The following is a 17124-nucleotide window of genomic DNA, read 5'->3' on the forward strand; positions in this document are numbered from 1 at the left end:
CCGGGCGCCGCGCGTGCGTCGTCTTCCCGCCGTCACTCGAGGAGCGGGGCGGTGTCGTCGCCCCCGAGCCACTCTGTCGCGAGCTCATCGAGCGTGCCGTCTTCGCGGAGGGCGTCCACGGCGGCCGAGACCTGCTCCGTCAGGGACGAGTCCTTCGCGAGGAGAAGACCGAACTGATCGCCGCTGACACCTTCGGGGTTCGGCAGCTGGCCGACGATGACGCCGTCGCTGAGTTCGGCGCCCGCGATGTAGAACGCCGTCGGGAGGTCGACGACGATCGCGTCGACCTGGCCGTTCTCGAGCGCGAGCTTCGCGTCCTCGTTCGTGTTGAACGCCTGCGCGCCCTGCGTGGGCTCGATGACGGACTCGATCGTCGTGAAGCTCGTCGTGCCGGTCTGCGCTCCGATGAGGAGGTCTTTCAGATCGGCGATCGAGCTCGCGTCGGCCGCAGGCGACGACCCCGTCGTGACGACGACCTGCGTCGTCTCGTAGTACGGCGAGCTGAAGTCGACGGACTGCCTGCGCTCGTCGGTGATGGAGAACTGCTGCAGGTTGAAGTCGAAGTCCTTGGGTCCGGGTGCGATGGCCTCTTCGAAGCCCGTGCGCACCCATACCACGTCGTCCTCGGCGAAGCCGAGCTGCTCGGCGACGGCGTAGGCGACGGCGGCCTCGAAGCCCTCGCCGCTCTCGGGCGCGTCGTCGAGAACCCACGGGTAGTACGCCGGCTCGCCGGTCGCGATCGTCAGCTTGCCGGGCGTGACCCAGCCCTCGTCCGCACCGGCGGTCTCGTCCGACGAGCCGGAGCCCGAGGCGCACCCGGCGAGGGCGAGAGCGGCGACGACCGTCGAGACGACGAGGGCGGAGCGGAGGAAGGAACGCGACACGGGAAGCCTCCAGGGGTCGGGTGGGACGCCGTGCTGACGGCGTGCCCCCATCCTCTCCGAGGGGATGGATGCCGCGCCCCTGCGCGTCGGATTGTTACGGGGGAGCGGCGTGCCGCGGTCTACGCCGTCGCGCGACGAGCCGAGGCCAGCCACGCGGCCAGCGCGAGCAGCACGCCTCCGCAGACCCGTTCGATCCACACGGCTCCGCGCTTCTTGAGCAGGCGGATCGCCTGCGAGCCGAGGAGCGCGTACGCGAACATGATGGCGAAGTCGAGCGCGCAGAACACGGTGCCGATCACGAGGTACTGCGGGAGCTGCGGGGCCCCCGCGACGATGAACTGCGGCAGGAGCGCGCCGACGAAGAGGTACCCCTTCGGGTTGGTCACCGCGACCAGGAAGCTCTTCGTGAACAGCGCGCTCGGGCGCCCTCTCGGGTCGGCGGCGGGGTCGCCGTGCAGGAGCGCGCCGCGAGCGAACAGCATCCTGACGCCCAGGAATGCGAGGTAGGCGACACCCAGCCACTTCACGACCGTGAAGGCGGTCTCGCTCGCGAGGAGGAGGGCTCCGAGGCCCACGCCGACCGCGACGACGAGCACGATGTCGGAGGCGACGGCGCCCAGCATCCCGGACGTGGCGCGCAGCACGCCGTAGCGGGATCCGTTGGCGAGGGCGAGCAGCACGGTCGGGCCGGGAATGGCGATCGCGACGGCCGCGGCGACCGCGAAGGCGAGGACGGTCGTGACGTTCACTGGGGCTCCCTCCGGACTGTGCGCCAGTGTAGCGATCCTGACGGGGCGGCTCGCGAGACGGACTCGGCGGCCCGCGCTCACTTCAGCGGATCGTGGCCCCAGTTCATCAGGGAGTACCGCCACGGCGTGTCGGACACGTCGCCGTCGGGCCGCTGCGCCGAGTGCCGCGCGATGTAGCCGTTCACCTTCTTCATATGGTCGTAATCCGCATCGGAGAGGTCGGCCTTCTTCGTGCGAAGCAGCTTCACGATTCGTCGACCGGATCCGTGCCCGACCGACTCGCCGCCCCCGTCCTTCTGCCCGACCGATTTCGACTCGTCGGTGTCGAGCCACTTCTCCAGCTCGCTCGCCGTCATGTTGACCGAGCGGTCGAAGTCGTCTGCGATCTGCTTGTCGTCGTCGCTCATCGTCTCAGCCTGCGGGATCGGCGCGGTCGCCGGGAGGGGCTTGCGCCGATGCGAAACGGCAGGAGGATGCCTCGGCGTCAGCCGTCGCGCCGTGCCTCGGCCGCGGCGAGGGCGGCGCGGGCGCCGTCGGTCGGCGCGATCGCGACGAGGCCGCGGTAGAGCGTCACGAGCGCGTCGAGGTCGAGCACGCCGGTCCGGGCCCGATCGCAGTGAACCGCCTGGATCGCCGCTTCGAGCTGGAACCGTCCGAGAGGACGGCCCAGCGCCGACGCGCGACCGAGCAGCCGGCGGCCCTCCACGATGAGGTCGGCATCCCAAGTGCGCGGATCCTGTCGGTCGAGCGGCGGCCACGGAGTCACGACCCGGGCCGGGGCCCGCGACTGCGCGAACGTCAGGAGAGCGGCCAGCCCCCAGGCTTCCGGCTCGTCGGGGAGGAGGCTCGCGACCAGCACCGCGAGCCACCGCGCCTCGTCGGCCGCGGAGTCGCGCGGGGCCTCCGCCTGATCGAGCCAGTCGATGGCGTAGGCGCCGTAGATCGCCTCGAGCACGGCGGGAAGTCGCGAAGGCATCTCGGCGCGCGTCGGCACGGCGAACGGGATCCCGGCCCGGCGGATCTTCCGCTTCGCCCGCACCAGGCGCTGCGCCATCGCCGCCGGCTCGACCGCGAAGACGCGGCCGACCTGGGCCGCGTCGAAGCCGAGCACCGTCTGCAGCATCAGGGGCGGGCGGATCGCGGGGTCGATCGCGGGATGCGCGCAGGCGAAGAGCAGTTCGAGGCGCTTGTCGGGGATGGCCTCCAGGCGGGCGAGGAGCGCCTCGGCATCCGTCTCCTCCGACAGGCTCGCGGCGAGCGCCTCGTCCAGCGGGACGCTCGTGCGCTGCGCCGCGGAGCGGAAGTGGTCACGGAGCCGGTTGCGGGCCACGGTGAGCAGCCACCCTTCGGGATTATCCGGGATGCCGCTGCCCGGCCACGTCGACAGCGCCCGTTCGAACGACTCGGCGAGGGCGTCCTCGGCGAGGGCGATGTCGTGGGTCGATGCGGCGACGAGGGCGAGCAGGCGGCCGTACGAGTCGCGGGCGGCGCGCTCGGCGACCGCCCGCGCCCGCACGGCGTCGGTCATCGGTAGTCGAACGCCGTCCAGGCGCCGTCGACGAAGCGCGTGCCGACGGGACGGATCTCGACCGCGCCCCACCCGACGGAGGGCGCCCTGCCGGCCCAGCCGATCGCGGCATCCAGGTCGTCGACCTCGATGACGAACGTGCCGCCGAGCTGCTCCTTCGTGTCGGCGTAGGGGCCGTCCTGCACGCGGAGGGTGCCGTCGGCCGCCGTCACCGTGGTCGTCAGCTCGGACGGCTGGAGGACTTCGGCGGACTGCAGCACGCCGGCCGCATCGAGCGCCTTGGCGTACTCGTCGAACTCGCGCATGCCCTCGGCGAGCGCCTCGGGGCCGAGGTCGGCGGCGCTCATCTCGGGGTAGTGCAGCAGCAGGGTGTAGCGCATGGTGTCATTCCTTCCGGATTCTGTTGCGACACCGTGATGACGATCGAGGGGCGACCGGATCGACAGGCCCACCGTTCGACGAGGTCGGGGACCGGCCGAGGTGTGGGTTCGGGAACGGTGCCGAGGTCAGCCGAGCTCGTCGAGCATGCGGCGCTGCTCGGCGGTGAGCCCGTCCTGCAGCTCCTCGCGGCCGGCGCGCGGCGCGGCCGGCGGGGGAGCGACGGGGGTTGCGGCATCCGTCCTCCGGCCGCCGATGCCGACGGACGCCCGATCGTAGAGGTCGCCGGCGCGCGCCTCGAGCCGGTCGTCGATCGCCGCGTAGATCGACCACGCGATCAGGAGGAAGAGGGGCGGCAGGAGGTAGCCGAGCACGAGATGCCGCACCTGGACCCCCGACAGCATGACGACGAGGATCCAGACGAGAAGCTCGACGAGGAAGACGATCCCCGCTCGCACGAGCCACTCTCCCGCCTTCGTCCGCTGCGAGGCCGATCTGGCGGCCATGCCGGTGAACCACCGGGCGATGAGCGGCTTCACCCACAGCACCGCGGCGGTCAGGATGACGGCCGCCCACAGCACGCCCCACCCGACCGAGACCCCGGCCACGAGCAGGTCGATGACGAGCAGCACGGCGAGGTTGAACACGTAAAGCGTCGCGAATCGGACGATCCACTTCTTCATACGTCCAGGCTCCCATGCCGGACGGCGGCGGGGCCACCGCCCCCGCGCGCCGAGAGGGTCAGGCGATCGACACGAGCTCGTTCAGATCGTCGCCCGGCAGCACGTCGGCGATGGCCGTGACGGTGATGTCGACGACGTCGGCCCGACCCGACATGACGTTGAGGAACGCCGTGTCGGCGGCGTCCCTCCCCGTCGCGATGCGCACGAGCGTCTGGCGCGGGGCGAGAGTGGTCGCATCGACGACGCACCAGCGGCCGTCGACCCACGCCTCGGCCACGGCGTGGAAGTCCATCGGGGCGAGCCCCGGTGCGTACACCGCCGCGAGGCGGGCGGGGATGCCGAGCGACCGCAGAAGCGCGACGCTCAGGTGGGAGTAGTCGCGGCAGACGCCCTGACGCGCGAGGAGCGTGCGGACCGCGCCGTCGGTGGGCAGCGACGACCCCGAGACGTACGCGAGCTGCGTCCCGACCCACGACGAGACCGACGCGAGCAGTTCGGCCGCCCCGGTGATGCCGCCGAACTCTGCTGCGGCGGTCGGGGCGAGCGAGTCCGACTCGGCGTACCGGCTGGGGCGGGAGTAGACCAGGAGGTCGGTCTCGCTCGCGGCATCGGTCTGCGCCTGACCTTCGACCGAGGCGGAGTACTCGACGACGAGCTCTCCCGTGCCCGCACTGAGGCGGTGCAATCGCGTTCCGTGCGCGTCGGAGAGCTCGTGCACGTCGACGGGGCTGCCGTCGACGGATGCGGCGAACCGCTCCTCGCTCGGCTGGTACTGACGCGCGACCGCGATGGCGAAGACGAGGTCGGCGGGTTGGGTGATGCTCAGGACGATGCGGGCGGAGACATCCCTCTTCATGCTGTCCACGATGTCATGAAGAAGGGGCGCCGGCGGACACTTGACAGTGTCCGCCGGCGCCCCGCTCCGGTCGGCCTCTCGGGACGGATGCCCGGCGATCCCGGGGGGAGGTGATCGCCGGGCAACGCGGGCCGGCCGGGGTCAGCGGCGCGGCTTGGCGCCCTTCGCCGGCGCGATCTCGAGGGCGCGCTCGATCTCCTGCGTCAGCGTGTTGCCGGCCTCGTCGGCCGTCGTGACCCGGAGGTCGAGCCACCCGCCGGCGTCGGGAGCCGTCAGCTGCGCGGAGTAGGCGGCCACGTAGGCGCGCCCCTCGGCGAAGATGCCGTCGGGCGCCTCGCCGGGACCGGAGGTGTCGCGCGACTCGAGCTCGAGCGGGACGGTCGCCCACTGACCGCCCGCGACCCGCACCTCGAGCTTCGTCGTGGTGACGGGGGCGCTGTCCTCTGCACCCGCGACGTGTCCCACCTCGAGCGCGAGGGGAACGCCCGCCCCCTTCTTGCGTCCGGCGCCGGCGAGCCCCGTCGCGTCGAGGTCGACGTCGTACCAGGCCTGCAGCATCGGAAGGAACCGGTTGGACCAGTCGTCGGCGGTTCCGGTCGTCCGGAAGGTCCAGTCGCTGACCGTCTTCGTCGAGGACGGCAGAACGCTGCCGTCGTGCGTCGCGGTCGTGACGACGCGCACGTCGCTGGTGCCGTCCGGCGTCTCCCAGTAGTTGGTGTCGGGGAACGGCGAGGTCTTGACGAGCTGACCGTCCAGGTAGAGGTCGGTGGAGATGGATGCTGTCGGCTCCGGGCTGAAGACATCCATCGTCCCCGTGTGCCGGATGTCGCCTCCGTCGCCCCACGCGGGGATGTTGATCGACAGCCCCGCCGAGACGCGAGCCGGCGCCCAGAAGCCCTCACCGACGAACGGACGGACGATCGGCCCGAAGTACGACGTCTCGGTGTGCTGGCCCGGTTCGTAGCTGCGCGGGACGTCGCGGACCTCCCAGCCGCCGTGCACCGTGAAAGCCTGCTGGTACCAGTCGAGGGAGGGGTCGATCCAGTCGGTGCGCTCCATACCCCGCTGCGTCGTGACCGGCAGACCGAACCCGTACGAGCCGGTGGGCTTGCGGTCCCAGCGCAGCTCGCCGACGAGGTCGCCCTTGTGCCCGTAGAAGGTCGTGTCGACGCGGGCGAGGTCGCCGGGCCGGTAGCGGAGGTCCTGGGGCACGGCGTCCGTGGCATAGCGCGCGAGGTCCCACACCTCCGACGAGTAGGGCTCGCCGTGCACGGTCGCCTTCGCCGGGTGGCGGGCGATCTCCTGCCGGATCACGCCTCCCTGCACGCCGCTGATCCCGGCGACGGGGATGGGCGCGAGGCTCGTGAAGTCCTCGGCCCCGACCCACGTGCTGAACTCGGAGTCGGCGTCGTTCGCGAGGAGGAGCATGACGGCGCCGGCGGCGGCCGCGTTCGCCGTCTGCTGCGTCGGGGTGAGCTCAGGCGAGAGCGTCGCGAACGCGATCCTGCCCGCCACGCCGGCCGCGGCGAGCGCCTCCGGCGTGCCGATCCCCGCGTCCACGACCGTCGCCTTGAGGTCGCCCTCGAACGGGGTGGCGCCGGCCTGCGGGATGACGTCGAGCCTGTGCTTCCCGACCGTGACCGTCAGCCGGTCGTGCACGAGCCGCCAGCGCGTCGTGAAGTCGAAGGCGACGGCGTCCGACGCCTCCTGCGGCTGCGCCCACAGCTCGTCGACCCACGTGGCGACCAGCATCCCGTTCTCGAAGCCGATCACCGACGAGTCCATCCGACGGACCAGCTGCTCCAGGCCGGTCTTTCCGACGTCCACCGACACCTGCTCGGCGGTCCGCGCATCCAGCGCGACGGTCTGATCGCTGTCGAGCATGACGTCGGGGTCGCCGAGGAAGACGCTCGTCATCGTGTCGGCCTCGCGCGCGATCTCGGCGTAGGTCGAGACCGACCAGCGCCCCTTGGGCAGTCGCACGGTGCGCTCGCCCGACACCCAGACGAAGTCGTAGTCGCCCGTGTCGGCGTTGTAGACGACGGCGATCGTGTCGACCGGCTCGCCGTGGAAGCCCGTCGCCGTCAGCGTCAGGTCGTAGCGCTCGCTCTCGACGAGGAGGCCCAGAGCGGTGCGGGCGACGGCTGCGCCGCCGATCGATGCGACGAGCGCACCGGTGTGCTGCGTTCCGGGGGCGACCGCGGAGGGATCGGCCGTCACGGTGACCGACCGGGTCTCGCCGGCGGGGATCGTCAGCGTCGTCGTCTCGAGCGTCAGCGCGCCGGCGGAGTCTCCACCGCCGCCGCCGGGCGTCGAGTCCTGCAGCGTCGGTGCGAGATCGACGGTGACCTCGGCGGCGCCGCGGTTGGTGTACTCGATCGTCCGCTCGATGGGCGAGGCATCCTCACCCCACGAGAGCAGGCCGAAGTCGCCCGATCCCGCGGCCACCACAGTGGCGTCGACGGCCGCGGCGACGTCCAGTCCGCCGGCGCCGGCCTGATACGACGTGAGGCCGAGGTCCTTCGCGGAGCTCGCCAGCACCGCGCGCAGCTGCGCTGCCGTGTAGTCGGGATGCTGCTGCTTGACGATCGCGGCAGCGCCGGAGACGTGCGGGGTCGCCATCGACGTGCCGCTCATCGCGATGTAGGGGCCCTCGCCGGCCGAATCCGCCGAACGCGCGGCTGTCACGTCGTTCCCCGGTCCCGCGATGTCGGGCTTCAGGACGCCCGAGCGCGTCAGCGGACCCTGACTCGAGAACCACGACAGGGAGCCGCTGGGATCGTCGACCGAAGCGACCGTGAAAGCCTCACGGGCGGCGCCCGGCGAGCCGATGGTCTCGGGGGCGCCGAAGTTCCCGGCGGCGACGACGAAGAGCGCGCCGGTCTGCTCGGCGATGCGGTTGAGGGCCTCGTCCATGACGTCTGCGCCGTCGGACGGGCTCATCGAGCCGATGCTCATCGACACGATCGGGGCGCGCTCGGCGGCCCACTCCATCCCCGCGATGACCCAGGAGTCCTGTCCCTCGCCCGTCGCGTCGAGGATCTTGCCGACGAGGAGGTCGGCGCCGTCTGCGACGCCGCGCTGCGCGCCGCCACCGGCCGCGCCCGTGCCGGCGATCGTCGATGCCACGTGGGTGCCGTGGCCGTTGGGGTCCCAGGCGACCTCCTCGCCCGGGACGAAGCTCGCGGAGTCGGGCAGCACCCGGCCCGCGAGGTCGGGGTGCGTGTCGTCGTAGCCGGTGTCCAGCACGGCGACGGTGACGCCGTCGCCCGTGAACCCCTGCGCCCACGCCTCGGGGGCGCCCGTCCATGGCACGCTCGAGTCGAGTGTCGCCTCGACCTTGCCGTCCAGGTGGATCGCCTCGATCCCGCCGCCGAGGGCCGGTCCGGCTCCGAAGGGGGTCGGGCCGTCGGCGTGCGTGAGCGCCGACCAGGTCGCGGCGGCGTCGTCGTGCGCTGCCTGAGCCGCCGCACCGCCGATGCTCTCGAGCGGGATCCCGACCTCGATGCCGGGGACGGGCTCTTCCGCGGCGAACGTGCTCGGGCCGGTGGCGAGCTCGAGGATGACCGGCGTCGCGTCGACGCGGGCGTCGTCGTAGCCGTACTCGATGAGCCGGCTGACGTTGAAGAGATCCCGGTCGACCAGACCCGCCGCGAGATACTCCTCGACGCCGTCGGGGAGGACGAGGAGCTCGTCGTCGACCGTCAGCGTACGGTAGCCCGCACCCGGGACGGCGGTCTCGACATCCACGACCCGCTCGCCCCCGGGAAGCGTCGTCACGTGCACGCGATCGCCGGTGATCAGCGTGACGGTGTGCTCGTCGGCGCGGGTGGGCGGGGTCGTCGTCGCCGCTTCGCTCGGCGGGGCGCCGTTTGCAGGGGCGGCGTTCGCGGGGGCGGCGAGTCCGAGGCCGGCGAGGGCGATCGCGACGCAGCCGACGGCTGCCGTGACGGCGCGTGCGCGGCGCAGGGTGAACGGAGGGAGTTCATGCATGGGGAGGGACCTCTCGAAGAAGCGTCCTCTCCACTGTCGCCGACGAGCGGCCTAGAGTGATGGCGGAGAAGCGCCATGACGTCCATCCGCCAGAGATCGTCGCACAGCGAGGGGGTGCCCATGCTCGAGGCCATCGGACTGAGCGAGGACCACTCCGCCGTCTATCGCCTGCTGCTCGTGCTGCCCTCGGCCGATCTCGCACAGATCGCCGCGGAGTCGTCGCTGTCCGTCCGTGCTGCGCGACGGGTCGTCGACGACCTCGAGGAGCTGGGACTCATCGCGCGTCTCGCCTCGTCGCCGGACCGGGTCGTGGCATCCCCTCCCGCCGTCGCGATGCGCCCGATCCTGCGCGAGCGCGAGCGGCAGCTTGCGGCGGGCCACGAGGCGCTCGTGCACCTCAGCGACCTCTACCGCGAAGGCGCGGCGCAGCGCGCGGCGCCGGACGTCGTCGAGGTCGTCTTCGGCCCCGACGCCGTGGTCCAGCGCCTCGGCCAGCTCCAGGCGTCGGCCGAGCAGCAGGTGCGTGTGTTCGTGCTCGAGGACGTCGCGATCATGTCAGGGGCCGACAACGTCGAGGAGGACCTCGCCCTCGCGCGCGGCGTGCGCTATCGCGTCGTCGCCGAGGCGGGGGTGCTGGACCGGCCCGGGTTCGTCGACGCCGTGCGCGAACTCGAGCCGCTCGGCGAGGAGGTGCGGGTGCTGCCGAGCCTGCCGACGCGTCTGTTCATCGCCGACTCGTCGCTCGCGCTCATCCCCATGTACTCCCGCGGCGAGCGGCGCGTCGCCGGCGGGCTGCTCGTGCATCCGAGCGGGCTGCTCGATCTCGTGATGGCGATGTTCGAGGAGGCGTGGAAGCAGGCGCCGACCCTCATCGCCTCCCGCGGCACGATCCAGGACCGGGCCGACGACCCGGTCGACGGCGACCTGCTCAACCTGCTCCTGCTGGGATTGACGGATGCCGCGGCCGCGACCCAGCTGGGGATCTCGGTGCGCACCGTCCAGCGCCGCGTCGCCGAGCTCATGGAGCGGGCGGGGGTGGCCACGCGCATCCAGCTCGGAGCCGAGGCCGTGCGGCGCGGCTGGGTCTGAGCCGCCCGCCGCCGCGCGCCCGCGTCCGCCGCCGCGGGAGGGTGGGTCAGTAGGAGGCGCGGGCGGCGTCGGCGCCGCCGGGGATGAACCGCGCGGCGAGAGCCTCCGAACCTCGCGCGAGGAGCGCGACATCCGCGCCGACGAGGATGAAGTCCACGCCGTCGCGGACATACCCGTCGGCCACTGCGGGATCGAAGGCGTTGACGCCGACCGGCTTCCCCGCCCCCTTCACCGCGTCGAACGTGCGGCGGACCGCCGCCATCACGTCGGGGTGCGTCTGCTCGCCGAGAACGCCCATCGACGCGGCCAGGTCGCTCGGCCCGACGAAGACGCCGTCGACGCCGTCGACGGCGGCGATCTCCGCCGCCGCCTCGACGCCGGCCGCGGTCTCGACCTGCACGAAGAGCGAGACGTGGGCGTCGGCATCCTGGAGATACCCGTCGACACGATTCCACCGACCGCTGCGGGCGAGGGCCGACCCGACGCCGCGCATGCCGCGCGGGGGGTATCGCACCGCCCGGACGACGGCGCGGGCCTCCTCCGCCGACGACACCATCGGCACGAGGAGGTTCTGCGCGCCGAGGTCGAGCACCTGCTTGATCGTGACGACATCGCCGATCGGCACGCGGACGACGGCCGTCACGGGGTAGGCGGAAACGGCGTGCAGCTGTGAAACGACCGACTCGAGGCCGTTGGGGGCGTGCTCCATGTCGATGAGCACCCAGTCCAGCCCGGCGCCCGCGCAGATCTCGGCGACGAGCGGGCTGCCCGAGCACACCCACATCCCCGCGAGGGGACGGGATGCTGATGCCAGCGCCGCACGGAAGGTCGGCGTCAGACGAAGCGGCATTCGATGACTCCCATCGGTCCGTAGTCGCAGCGCACGCTGTCGCCGCGCGACACCCACATCGGGCGTGTGAACGACCCTGCCAGGATGATCTCGCCCGCCTCGAGACGCGCGCCGTGCTGGGCGAACTTGTTCGCGAGCCACGCGACGCCCGTCGCGGGGTGGTCGAGCACGCCGGCGGCCACCCCGGTCTCCTCGATCTCGCCGTTCCTGTAGAGCAGGGCGGGCACCCACCGGAGGTCGATCTCGTCGGGACGCTTGTGCACGGTGCCGAGCACCATCGCGCCGTAGGCGGCGTTGTCGCTGATCGTGTCGACGATCGTGCGGCCCTCGAGCTCGATGTGCGAGTTCAGCACCTCGAGCGCGGGGACCGCGTAGTCGATCGCGCCGAGAGCGTCGTCGAGCGTGCAGCCCGGTCCCTCGAGCGGGGTGTTCAGGACGAAGGCGAGCTCGACCTCGATCCGGACGTTGGAGAAGTGGTCGACGGGGATGTCGGCGCCAGAGCGGTACACCGTGTCGTCGAACATCACGCCGTAGTCGGGCTCGGTGATGCCCGTCGCCTGCTGCATCGCCTTGCTCGTGAGGCCGATCTTGCGGCCGACGAGCGTGCGCCCCCCGGCGAGGTTCTTGTCGCGCCAGACGCCCTGGATCGCGTACGAGTCCTCCACCGTCGCGTCGGGGTACCGGGCGGTGATCCGGGGGATGACACCGTGCGTGCGGTCCGCCTCGGCGAGCTCGTCGGCGATCGCGGCGATCTGCTCGGGTGACAGCATCCGTTCCTCCTTCTGTTGTTCGTCGGCTCCGGGCGTTTCGTCTGCGGCGCTTCGCGCCTCCGCTCGACGACCGAGCCACGGGGCCGGGGCGTTTCGTCTTCGGCGCTTCGCGCCTCCGCTCGACGACCGGCGATCGCCACCGGTCGTTGAGCGAGCGAAGCGAGACGAAACGCCCGACCGGCTAGAGCTGAGCGCCCAGCTTGTACTCGCCCTGCTTCCAGCTGGGCAGCTCGTCGGCCCCATCGCCGGGGCGCGTGTACGAGAAGCCGTCCGCGCCGATCGTGACCGCCATCTCCGACGTGTCGGTGCGGGCGACGACGGGCTGCGGGTTGCCGTCGAGGTCGAGGACGAGGGATGCCTCGGTGTACCACGACGGGACGACGGGGTTGCCCCACCAGTCGCGGCGCTGGTTGTCGTGGACGTCCCACGTGACGACGGGGTTGTCGGGGTCGCCGGTGTAGTAGTCCTGCGTGTAGATCTCGACCCGGTGCCCGTCGGGGTCGCGCAGGTAGAGGTAGAACGCGTTGCTCACACCATGCCGGCCGGGACCGCGCTCGATCGCGTCCGAGCGGCGGAGGGCGCCGAGCTTGTCGCAGATCGCGAGGATGTTGTGCTTCTCGTGCGTCGCGAAGGCGACGTGGTGCATGCGCGGGCCGTCGCCGCCGGTCATCGCCGTGTCGTGGACCGTGGGCTTGCGGCGCATCCAGGCGGCGTAGACCGTGCCCTCCTCGTCCTGGATGTCCTCGGTGACGCGGAAGCCGAGCGACTGCATGAAGTTGACCGCGCGCGGCACGTCGGGCGTGACCTGGTTGAAGTGGTCGAGGCGCACGAGCTCGCCCGGCGTGTGCAGGTCGTAGCGCCACGAGAGGCGCTCGACGTGCTCGGTCTGGAAGAAGAACTCGTACGGGAAGCCGAGCGGGTCGGTGACGCGCACCGAGTCGCCGATGCCCTTCGTGAAGCCTTCGGGGCGGCGCTCGATGCGGCATCCCAGCTCCTCGTAGAAGGCGACCGCCCTGTCGAGGTCCTCCGGCGTGCGCACGCGGTACGAGAAGGCGGCGACGGCGGCGACCGGCCCCTGTCGGAGGACGAGATTGTGGTGGATGAACTCCTCCGTCGAGCGGAGGTAGATCGCCTCGTCGTCCTCCTCTGTCACGTACAGCCCGAGCACGTCGACGTAGAAGGTCCGGGATGCCGCGAGGTCGGTGACGACGAGCTCCATGTAGGCACAGCGGAGGATGTCGGGCGGCGACGCCTGCGGAGTCGGGATCGGGTTGCCGGAGAGGATCGGCGCCTCCTGCGAGACGAAGAAGCCGGAGGAGGTGAGGGTCTTGTCGGAGGTCATGTCAGCGTCCTTGCTCTGCGTGATTCGTGGGTCGGGGGCGTTTCGTCTCGGTCGCTTCGCTTCCTCGCTCAACGACCGGTATGGCCCGGTCGTCGAGCGAGGGAGGCGAGACGGAACGCGCTATTGCTTGCCGAAGGTCGGATTGTGCACCTCGCCGAGCGTGATGTGCACCGCCTGCGAGTCGGTGTAGAAGTCGATCGAGCGGTAGCCGCCCTCGTGCCCCAGCCCGGAGGCCTTGACGCCGCCGAACGGGGTGCGCAGGTCGCGGACGTTGTTCGAGTTGAGCCACACCATGCCGGCCTCGACCGCCTGCGCGAAGTTGTGTGCGCGCTTCAGATCGTTCGTCCAGATATAGGCGGCGAGGCCGTACTTCACGCCGTTGGCGAGGGCGAGCGCCTCCTCCTCGGTGTCGAAGGGCGTGATCGCCACGACGGGGCCGAAGATCTCCTCCTGGAAGATCCGCGCATCGGCGGGCACGTCGGCGAAGACGGTCGGCTCGACGAAGTTGCCGGTGTCGAAGCCCTCCGGCCGGCCGCCGCCGGCGACCAGGCGACCCTCCGTCTTGCCGATCTCGATGTACGAGACGACCTTGTCGTAGTGCTCGGGGTGCACGAGCGCGCCCACCTCGGTCTTCGGGTCGTGCGGGTAGCCGACCTTGACCCGCTTCGCCTGCGCCGCGTACTTCTCGACGAACTCGTCGTAGATCGCCCGCTCCACGAGGATCCGCGAGCCGGCGGTGCAGCGCTCGCCGTTGAGGGAGAAGACGCCGAAGATCGTCGCGTCGACGGCGGCGTCGAGGTCGGCGTCGGCGAAGACGACCGCGGGCGACTTGCCGCCGAGCTCCATCGACAGGCCCTTGAGGAAGGGAGCGGCGTTGCCGAAGATCAGCTGACCGGTCGAGCTCTCGCCCGTGAACGAGATGAGGGGCACATCGGGATGCTTCACCAGCGCGTCGCCGGCATCCTCGCCCAGTCCGTTCACGAGGTTGAAGACGCCCCGCGGAAGCCCCGCCTCCTCGAAGATCCCGGCCCACAGGGACGCCGAGAGGGGGGTGAACTCGGCGGGCTTGAGCACGACGGTGTTCCCCGTGGCCAGGGCGGGCCCGAGCTTCCAGGATTCGAGCATGAACGGCGTGTTCCACGGCGTGATGAGGCCTGCGACGCCGATGGGCTTGCGGTTGACGTAGTTGATCTGGCGACCGGGCACCTTGTAGGTGTCGTCGGCCTGGGCGACGATCAGGTCGGCGAAGAAGCGGAAGTTCTCGGCGGCGCGGCGGGCCTGGCCGAGCGCCTGCGTGATCGGGAGGCCCGAGTCGAAGCTCTCCAGCTCGGCGAGGCGCGCGTCACGCGACTCGACGATGTCGGCGATGCGGTGGAGGATCCGGGAGCGCTCGCGCGGCAGCATCCGGGGCCACGGTCCCTCGGTGAACGCGCGCCGCGCGGCCGCGACGGCGCGATCGACGTCGGCCTTCTTGCCGGCGGCGGCCTGCAGGTAGACCTCGTTCGAGACGGGGTCGAGCACGTCGAAGGTGTCGCCGTCGGCGGAGTCGACGAACTCGCCGTCGATGTAGTGCTGGATGCGGGCGGGCAGGTCGGCGGGGACGTGCCGCCCGTCGGCGGGCCCGGGGACCGGGGCGATGGTGGCGGTGTCGGTCATGGGTTTCCTCCGGTTCTCGGGGGTGGTCAGAAGGCGGCGAGGCCGAGGGCCTCGTCGGGGTGCTCGTGGATCATGTAGGCGTCGAGGGTCGCCGACCGGTGTCGGCGGGCGGCCTTCTCGATCTCGCCGAGGGGTGCGCCGCTCTCGATGAGCCGCAGGATGTTCTCGTGCTCGCGCACCGACTCCTGGGCACGGCCGGGGACGAACGCGAACGTCGAGTCGCGCAGGTGCCCGAGACGCGCCCACTCGCCGCGGACGAGGTCGAGCAGACGCGGATTGTCGGTCTTGGCGTACAGCGCCGCGTGGAACTCCTGGTTGAGCCGCGTGAAGGCGTGGGGGTCGAAGTGGTCGAGGGTCTCCACCATGAGCTCGTTGACGGCGCGTGCCGCGCGGACGTCGTCGGCCGTGAGCCGGCGCGCCGCGAGGGCCGTGGCGGCTCCTTCCAGGATCGCGAGGGTCTGCATGCTGAAGCGGTACTGCGTGTCGTCGACCATCGACACGCGGGCTCCGACGTTGCGCTCGAACATCACGAGCCCCTCGGCTTCGAGCTGACGGATCGCCTCGCGAACGGGCACGACGCTCATGTCGAGCTCGCTCGCGATCGCCCCGAGGACGAGCCGGTATCCCGGCGTGAACTCCTGGTTCGCGATGCGCTCCTTGATCCAGTGGTAGGCGCGCTGCGACTTGCTGAGCTCCGTCCCGGTCACTTCGCCTGGCGCCATGCGTCGTACCTCGCCTTCCACTCGGCATTCATGGGGAAGAGCCCGTCGACCGGATGCCCCGCCGCCACCTGCGTCGCGATCCAGGCATCCTCCTCCTCCTGCGCGAGGGCCGCGTCGGCGACCTCCTCGGCGAGGCCGGGCGGGATGACGATGACGCCGTCGGCGTCGCCGACGATGATGTCGCCCGGCTGCACGGCCGTGCCGCCGCATCCGATCGTCACGTCGACGTCCCACGGGACGTGCTTGCGCCCGAGCACGGCGGGGTGCGCTCCGTTGGAGAAGACGGGGATGCCGACGGATGCCACGGCCTCGGCATCCCGAACCCCTCCGTCCGTCACGATCCCGGCCGCGCCGCGCGCGTGGGCCCGGATCGCGAGGATGTCGCCGAGCGTGCCCGAGCCGGTCTCGCCGCGTGCCTCGATGACGAGCACCTCGCCCTGGCCGACGGAGTCGAAGGCGCGCTTCTGAGCGTTGTAGCCGCCGCCGTGCGAGGCGAAGAGGTCTTCGCGGTTGGGCACGAAGCGCAGGGTCCGGGCCGTTCCGACGATCCTCGCTCCGGGGGTGAGGGCGTGGACGCCGTCGATCGTGACGTTGTCCAGTCCGCGCTTGCGCAGCTGCTGCGACAGGCCCGCGACGGGCGTGCGCTCGAGCTTCGCCCGCAGGTCGGGGCTCAGAACAGGCGATCGGCCCGCAACAGGCCGATCACCGCCCTCGTCGCCTGCCTCGGGCGCATCGCCTGTCGCGGGCGACGGGGCGGGGGAGAGGCCGGCGGCCTCGCGCGAGCCCCAGGCCTCGGCGCGCTGCGCGTCGTCGACGGAGGGGAGCGAGCCGACCGACGCGTCGAACGCGACGTCCGCTCCTTCCACGACAGTCGTCACGAGGCGGCCCGTGGAGGGGCCGCCCGGGACGTCGACCTCGACCTCGACGACGTCGCCGGGCTCGACGACCGACGATCCCGCCGGCGTCCCGGTGAGGATGACGTCGCCCGGCTCGAGCGTGAAGTGCTGCGACAGGTCGGCGACGAACTGCGCGAGCGGGAAGATGAGGCCCGCCGTGCTGTCGTCCTGCACGAGGTCGCCGTTGACCCAGGTGCGCAGTCGGAGATCGCCCGGGTCGATGGCGCGCGCGTCCATGAGGGAGGGACCGATCGGCGTGAAGCCGTCGCCGCCCTTCGAACGGACGTTGGAGCCCTTGTCGTTGGCGCGGAGGTCGTAGAGGCCGAAGTCGTTCGCGGCCGTGACCCAGCCCACGTGGCGCCACGCGTCGGCCAGCGGCACCCGCCGTGCCGTCGCGCCGATGACGAGCGCGATCTCGCCCTCGAAGGCGAGGAGCTCGGTGCCCGCGGGCCGCTCGATGGTGCTGCCGGATGCCGCGACCGAGCTCGCCGGCTTGAAGAAGTACGACGGGTCGGCCGGCCGGCGCCCGCGCTGGTCGGCGCGCGAGGCGTAGCTGAGGTGCACCGCGATGATCTTGCCGGGGCGGCCGGGAAGGCCCGAGAACCGGGGGTCCGAGGCATCCGTCTGATGGGTCATGAGCTCCCTCGCTCTTGCGTCGTATTCGAAATCGTATATCATCGGTCTCGATCGGGCAAGACGCCGATCCACCCGGACGAAGACGCCGAACC

At 71.5% G+C, this 17124-nt stretch carries 15 protein-coding genes; 1 reads left to right on the forward strand and 14 read right to left on the reverse strand.

The annotated features are described in order from the left end of the window. Window positions 1-32: 32 nt before the first annotated feature. The 8 genes from EV279_RS15780 to EV279_RS15815 form a co-directional block, all read right to left on the reverse strand. Complete coding sequence (locus EV279_RS15780) at window positions 33-884, reverse strand: ABC transporter substrate-binding protein (RefSeq protein WP_243728653.1); 852 nt, start codon at window positions 882-884, stop codon at window positions 33-35. Window positions 885-1003: 119 nt separating this feature from the next. Further along, window positions 1004-1633 carry a LysE family translocator gene (locus EV279_RS15785; RefSeq protein WP_133545726.1) on the reverse strand — a complete coding sequence of 210 codons (630 nt, stop codon included), beginning with the start codon at window positions 1631-1633 and terminating at the stop codon, window positions 1004-1006. A 77-nt stretch (window positions 1634-1710) separates the two neighbouring features. After that, window positions 1711-2040: a DUF3140 domain-containing protein gene (locus tag EV279_RS15790; protein WP_133545728.1), complete on the reverse strand. Its 330-nt coding sequence runs from the start codon at window positions 2038-2040 to the stop codon at window positions 1711-1713. A 77-nt stretch (window positions 2041-2117) separates the two neighbouring features. Further along, on the reverse strand, window positions 2118-3161 hold the full coding sequence (locus tag EV279_RS15795; protein WP_133545730.1) for a DUF6596 domain-containing protein: 1044 nt from the start codon (window positions 3159-3161) through the stop codon (window positions 2118-2120). Then, a complete protein-coding gene (locus EV279_RS15800) occupies window positions 3158-3541 on the reverse strand; it encodes a YciI family protein (RefSeq protein WP_133545732.1) in 384 nt (127 codons plus the stop codon). Before EV279_RS15800 ends, EV279_RS15795 begins: the two co-directional genes overlap by 4 nt. 126 nt (window positions 3542-3667) lie before the next feature. Next, window positions 3668-4222 carry a hypothetical protein gene (locus tag EV279_RS15805; RefSeq protein ID WP_133545734.1) on the reverse strand — a complete coding sequence of 185 codons (555 nt, stop codon included), beginning with the start codon at window positions 4220-4222 and terminating at the stop codon, window positions 3668-3670. A gap of 58 nt (window positions 4223-4280) precedes the next feature. After that, entirely contained in the window at window positions 4281-5078 is a 798-nt protein-coding gene (locus EV279_RS15810; RefSeq protein WP_133545736.1) for a transglutaminase family protein, read from the reverse strand. Window positions 5079-5219: 141 nt separating this feature from the next. Further along, the gene (locus tag EV279_RS15815) at window positions 5220-9071 is read right to left on the reverse strand and encodes a S8 family serine peptidase (RefSeq protein ID WP_133545738.1); all 3852 of its coding nucleotides are present in this window, start codon (window positions 9069-9071) and stop codon (window positions 5220-5222) included. Between the two features lie 75 nt (window positions 9072-9146). Between EV279_RS15815 and EV279_RS15820 the strand changes: the two genes are divergently transcribed. Further along, a complete protein-coding gene (locus tag EV279_RS15820) occupies window positions 9147-10160 on the forward strand; it encodes a helix-turn-helix domain-containing protein (RefSeq protein WP_243728654.1) in 1014 nt (337 codons plus the stop codon). A gap of 46 nt (window positions 10161-10206) precedes the next feature. Here the strand turns inward: EV279_RS15820 and EV279_RS15825 are convergent, their stop codons facing one another. The 6 genes from EV279_RS15825 to EV279_RS15850 all read right to left on the reverse strand — a co-directional run bounded on the left by EV279_RS15825 (window position 10207) and on the right by EV279_RS15850 (window position 17032). Beyond that, window positions 10207-11010: an aldolase/citrate lyase family protein gene (locus tag EV279_RS15825; protein WP_133545740.1), complete on the reverse strand. Its 804-nt coding sequence runs from the start codon at window positions 11008-11010 to the stop codon at window positions 10207-10209. Beyond that, window positions 10995-11780, reverse strand: coding sequence for a fumarylacetoacetate hydrolase family protein (locus EV279_RS15830; RefSeq protein WP_133545742.1), 786 nt, complete (start codon window positions 11778-11780; stop codon window positions 10995-10997). Before EV279_RS15830 ends, EV279_RS15825 begins: the two co-directional genes overlap by 16 nt. Before the next feature lie 181 nt (window positions 11781-11961). Then, complete coding sequence (gene hpaD / locus EV279_RS15835; RefSeq protein ID WP_133545744.1) at window positions 11962-13122, reverse strand: 3,4-dihydroxyphenylacetate 2,3-dioxygenase; 1161 nt, start codon at window positions 13120-13122, stop codon at window positions 11962-11964. Window positions 13123-13242: 120 nt separating this feature from the next. Continuing rightward, a complete protein-coding gene (hpaE, locus tag EV279_RS15840; RefSeq protein ID WP_133545746.1) occupies window positions 13243-14778 on the reverse strand; it encodes a 5-carboxymethyl-2-hydroxymuconate semialdehyde dehydrogenase in 1536 nt (511 codons plus the stop codon). Between the two features lie 26 nt (window positions 14779-14804). Further along, window positions 14805-15500, reverse strand: coding sequence for a GntR family transcriptional regulator (locus EV279_RS15845; RefSeq protein ID WP_133545748.1), 696 nt, complete (start codon window positions 15498-15500; stop codon window positions 14805-14807). Continuing rightward, a complete protein-coding gene (locus EV279_RS15850) occupies window positions 15482-17032 on the reverse strand; it encodes a fumarylacetoacetate hydrolase family protein (RefSeq protein ID WP_133545750.1) in 1551 nt (516 codons plus the stop codon). Before EV279_RS15850 ends, EV279_RS15845 begins: the two co-directional genes overlap by 19 nt. Window positions 17033-17124 lie beyond the last annotated feature (92 nt).

Origin of the sequence: Microbacterium sp. BK668 (genome assembly GCF_004362195.1) — a bacterium.
Classification (GTDB): domain Bacteria; phylum Actinomycetota; class Actinomycetes; order Actinomycetales; family Microbacteriaceae; genus Microbacterium.

Coding starts and splice junctions, on each gene's coding strand:
- EV279_RS15800 (WP_133545732.1), bottom strand. CDS start 3,541: ATGCGCTACACCCTGCTGCTGCACTACCCCGAGATGAGCGCCGCCGAC.
- EV279_RS15845 (WP_133545748.1), bottom strand. CDS start 15,500: ATGGCGCCAGGCGAAGTGACCGGGACGGAGCTCAGCAAGTCGCAGCGC.
- EV279_RS15815 (WP_133545738.1), bottom strand. CDS start 9,071: ATGCATGAACTCCCTCCGTTCACCCTGCGCCGCGCACGCGCCGTCACG.
- EV279_RS15795 (WP_133545730.1), bottom strand. CDS start 3,161: ATGACCGACGCCGTGCGGGCGCGGGCGGTCGCCGAGCGCGCCGCCCGC.
- EV279_RS15850 (WP_133545750.1), bottom strand. CDS start 17,032: ATGACCCATCAGACGGATGCCTCGGACCCCCGGTTCTCGGGCCTTCCC.
- EV279_RS15805 (WP_133545734.1), bottom strand. CDS start 4,222: ATGAAGAAGTGGATCGTCCGATTCGCGACGCTTTACGTGTTCAACCTC.
- EV279_RS15820 (WP_243728654.1), top strand. CDS start 9,147: ATGACGTCCATCCGCCAGAGATCGTCGCACAGCGAGGGGGTGCCCATG.
- EV279_RS15790 (WP_133545728.1), bottom strand. CDS start 2,040: ATGAGCGACGACGACAAGCAGATCGCAGACGACTTCGACCGCTCGGTC.
- EV279_RS15825 (WP_133545740.1), bottom strand. CDS start 11,010: ATGCCGCTTCGTCTGACGCCGACCTTCCGTGCGGCGCTGGCATCAGCA.
- hpaD (WP_133545744.1), bottom strand. CDS start 13,122: ATGACCTCCGACAAGACCCTCACCTCCTCCGGCTTCTTCGTCTCGCAG.
- hpaE (WP_133545746.1), bottom strand. CDS start 14,778: ATGACCGACACCGCCACCATCGCCCCGGTCCCCGGGCCCGCCGACGGG.
- EV279_RS15810 (WP_133545736.1), bottom strand. CDS start 5,078: ATGAAGAGGGATGTCTCCGCCCGCATCGTCCTGAGCATCACCCAACCC.
- EV279_RS15830 (WP_133545742.1), bottom strand. CDS start 11,780: ATGCTGTCACCCGAGCAGATCGCCGCGATCGCCGACGAGCTCGCCGAG.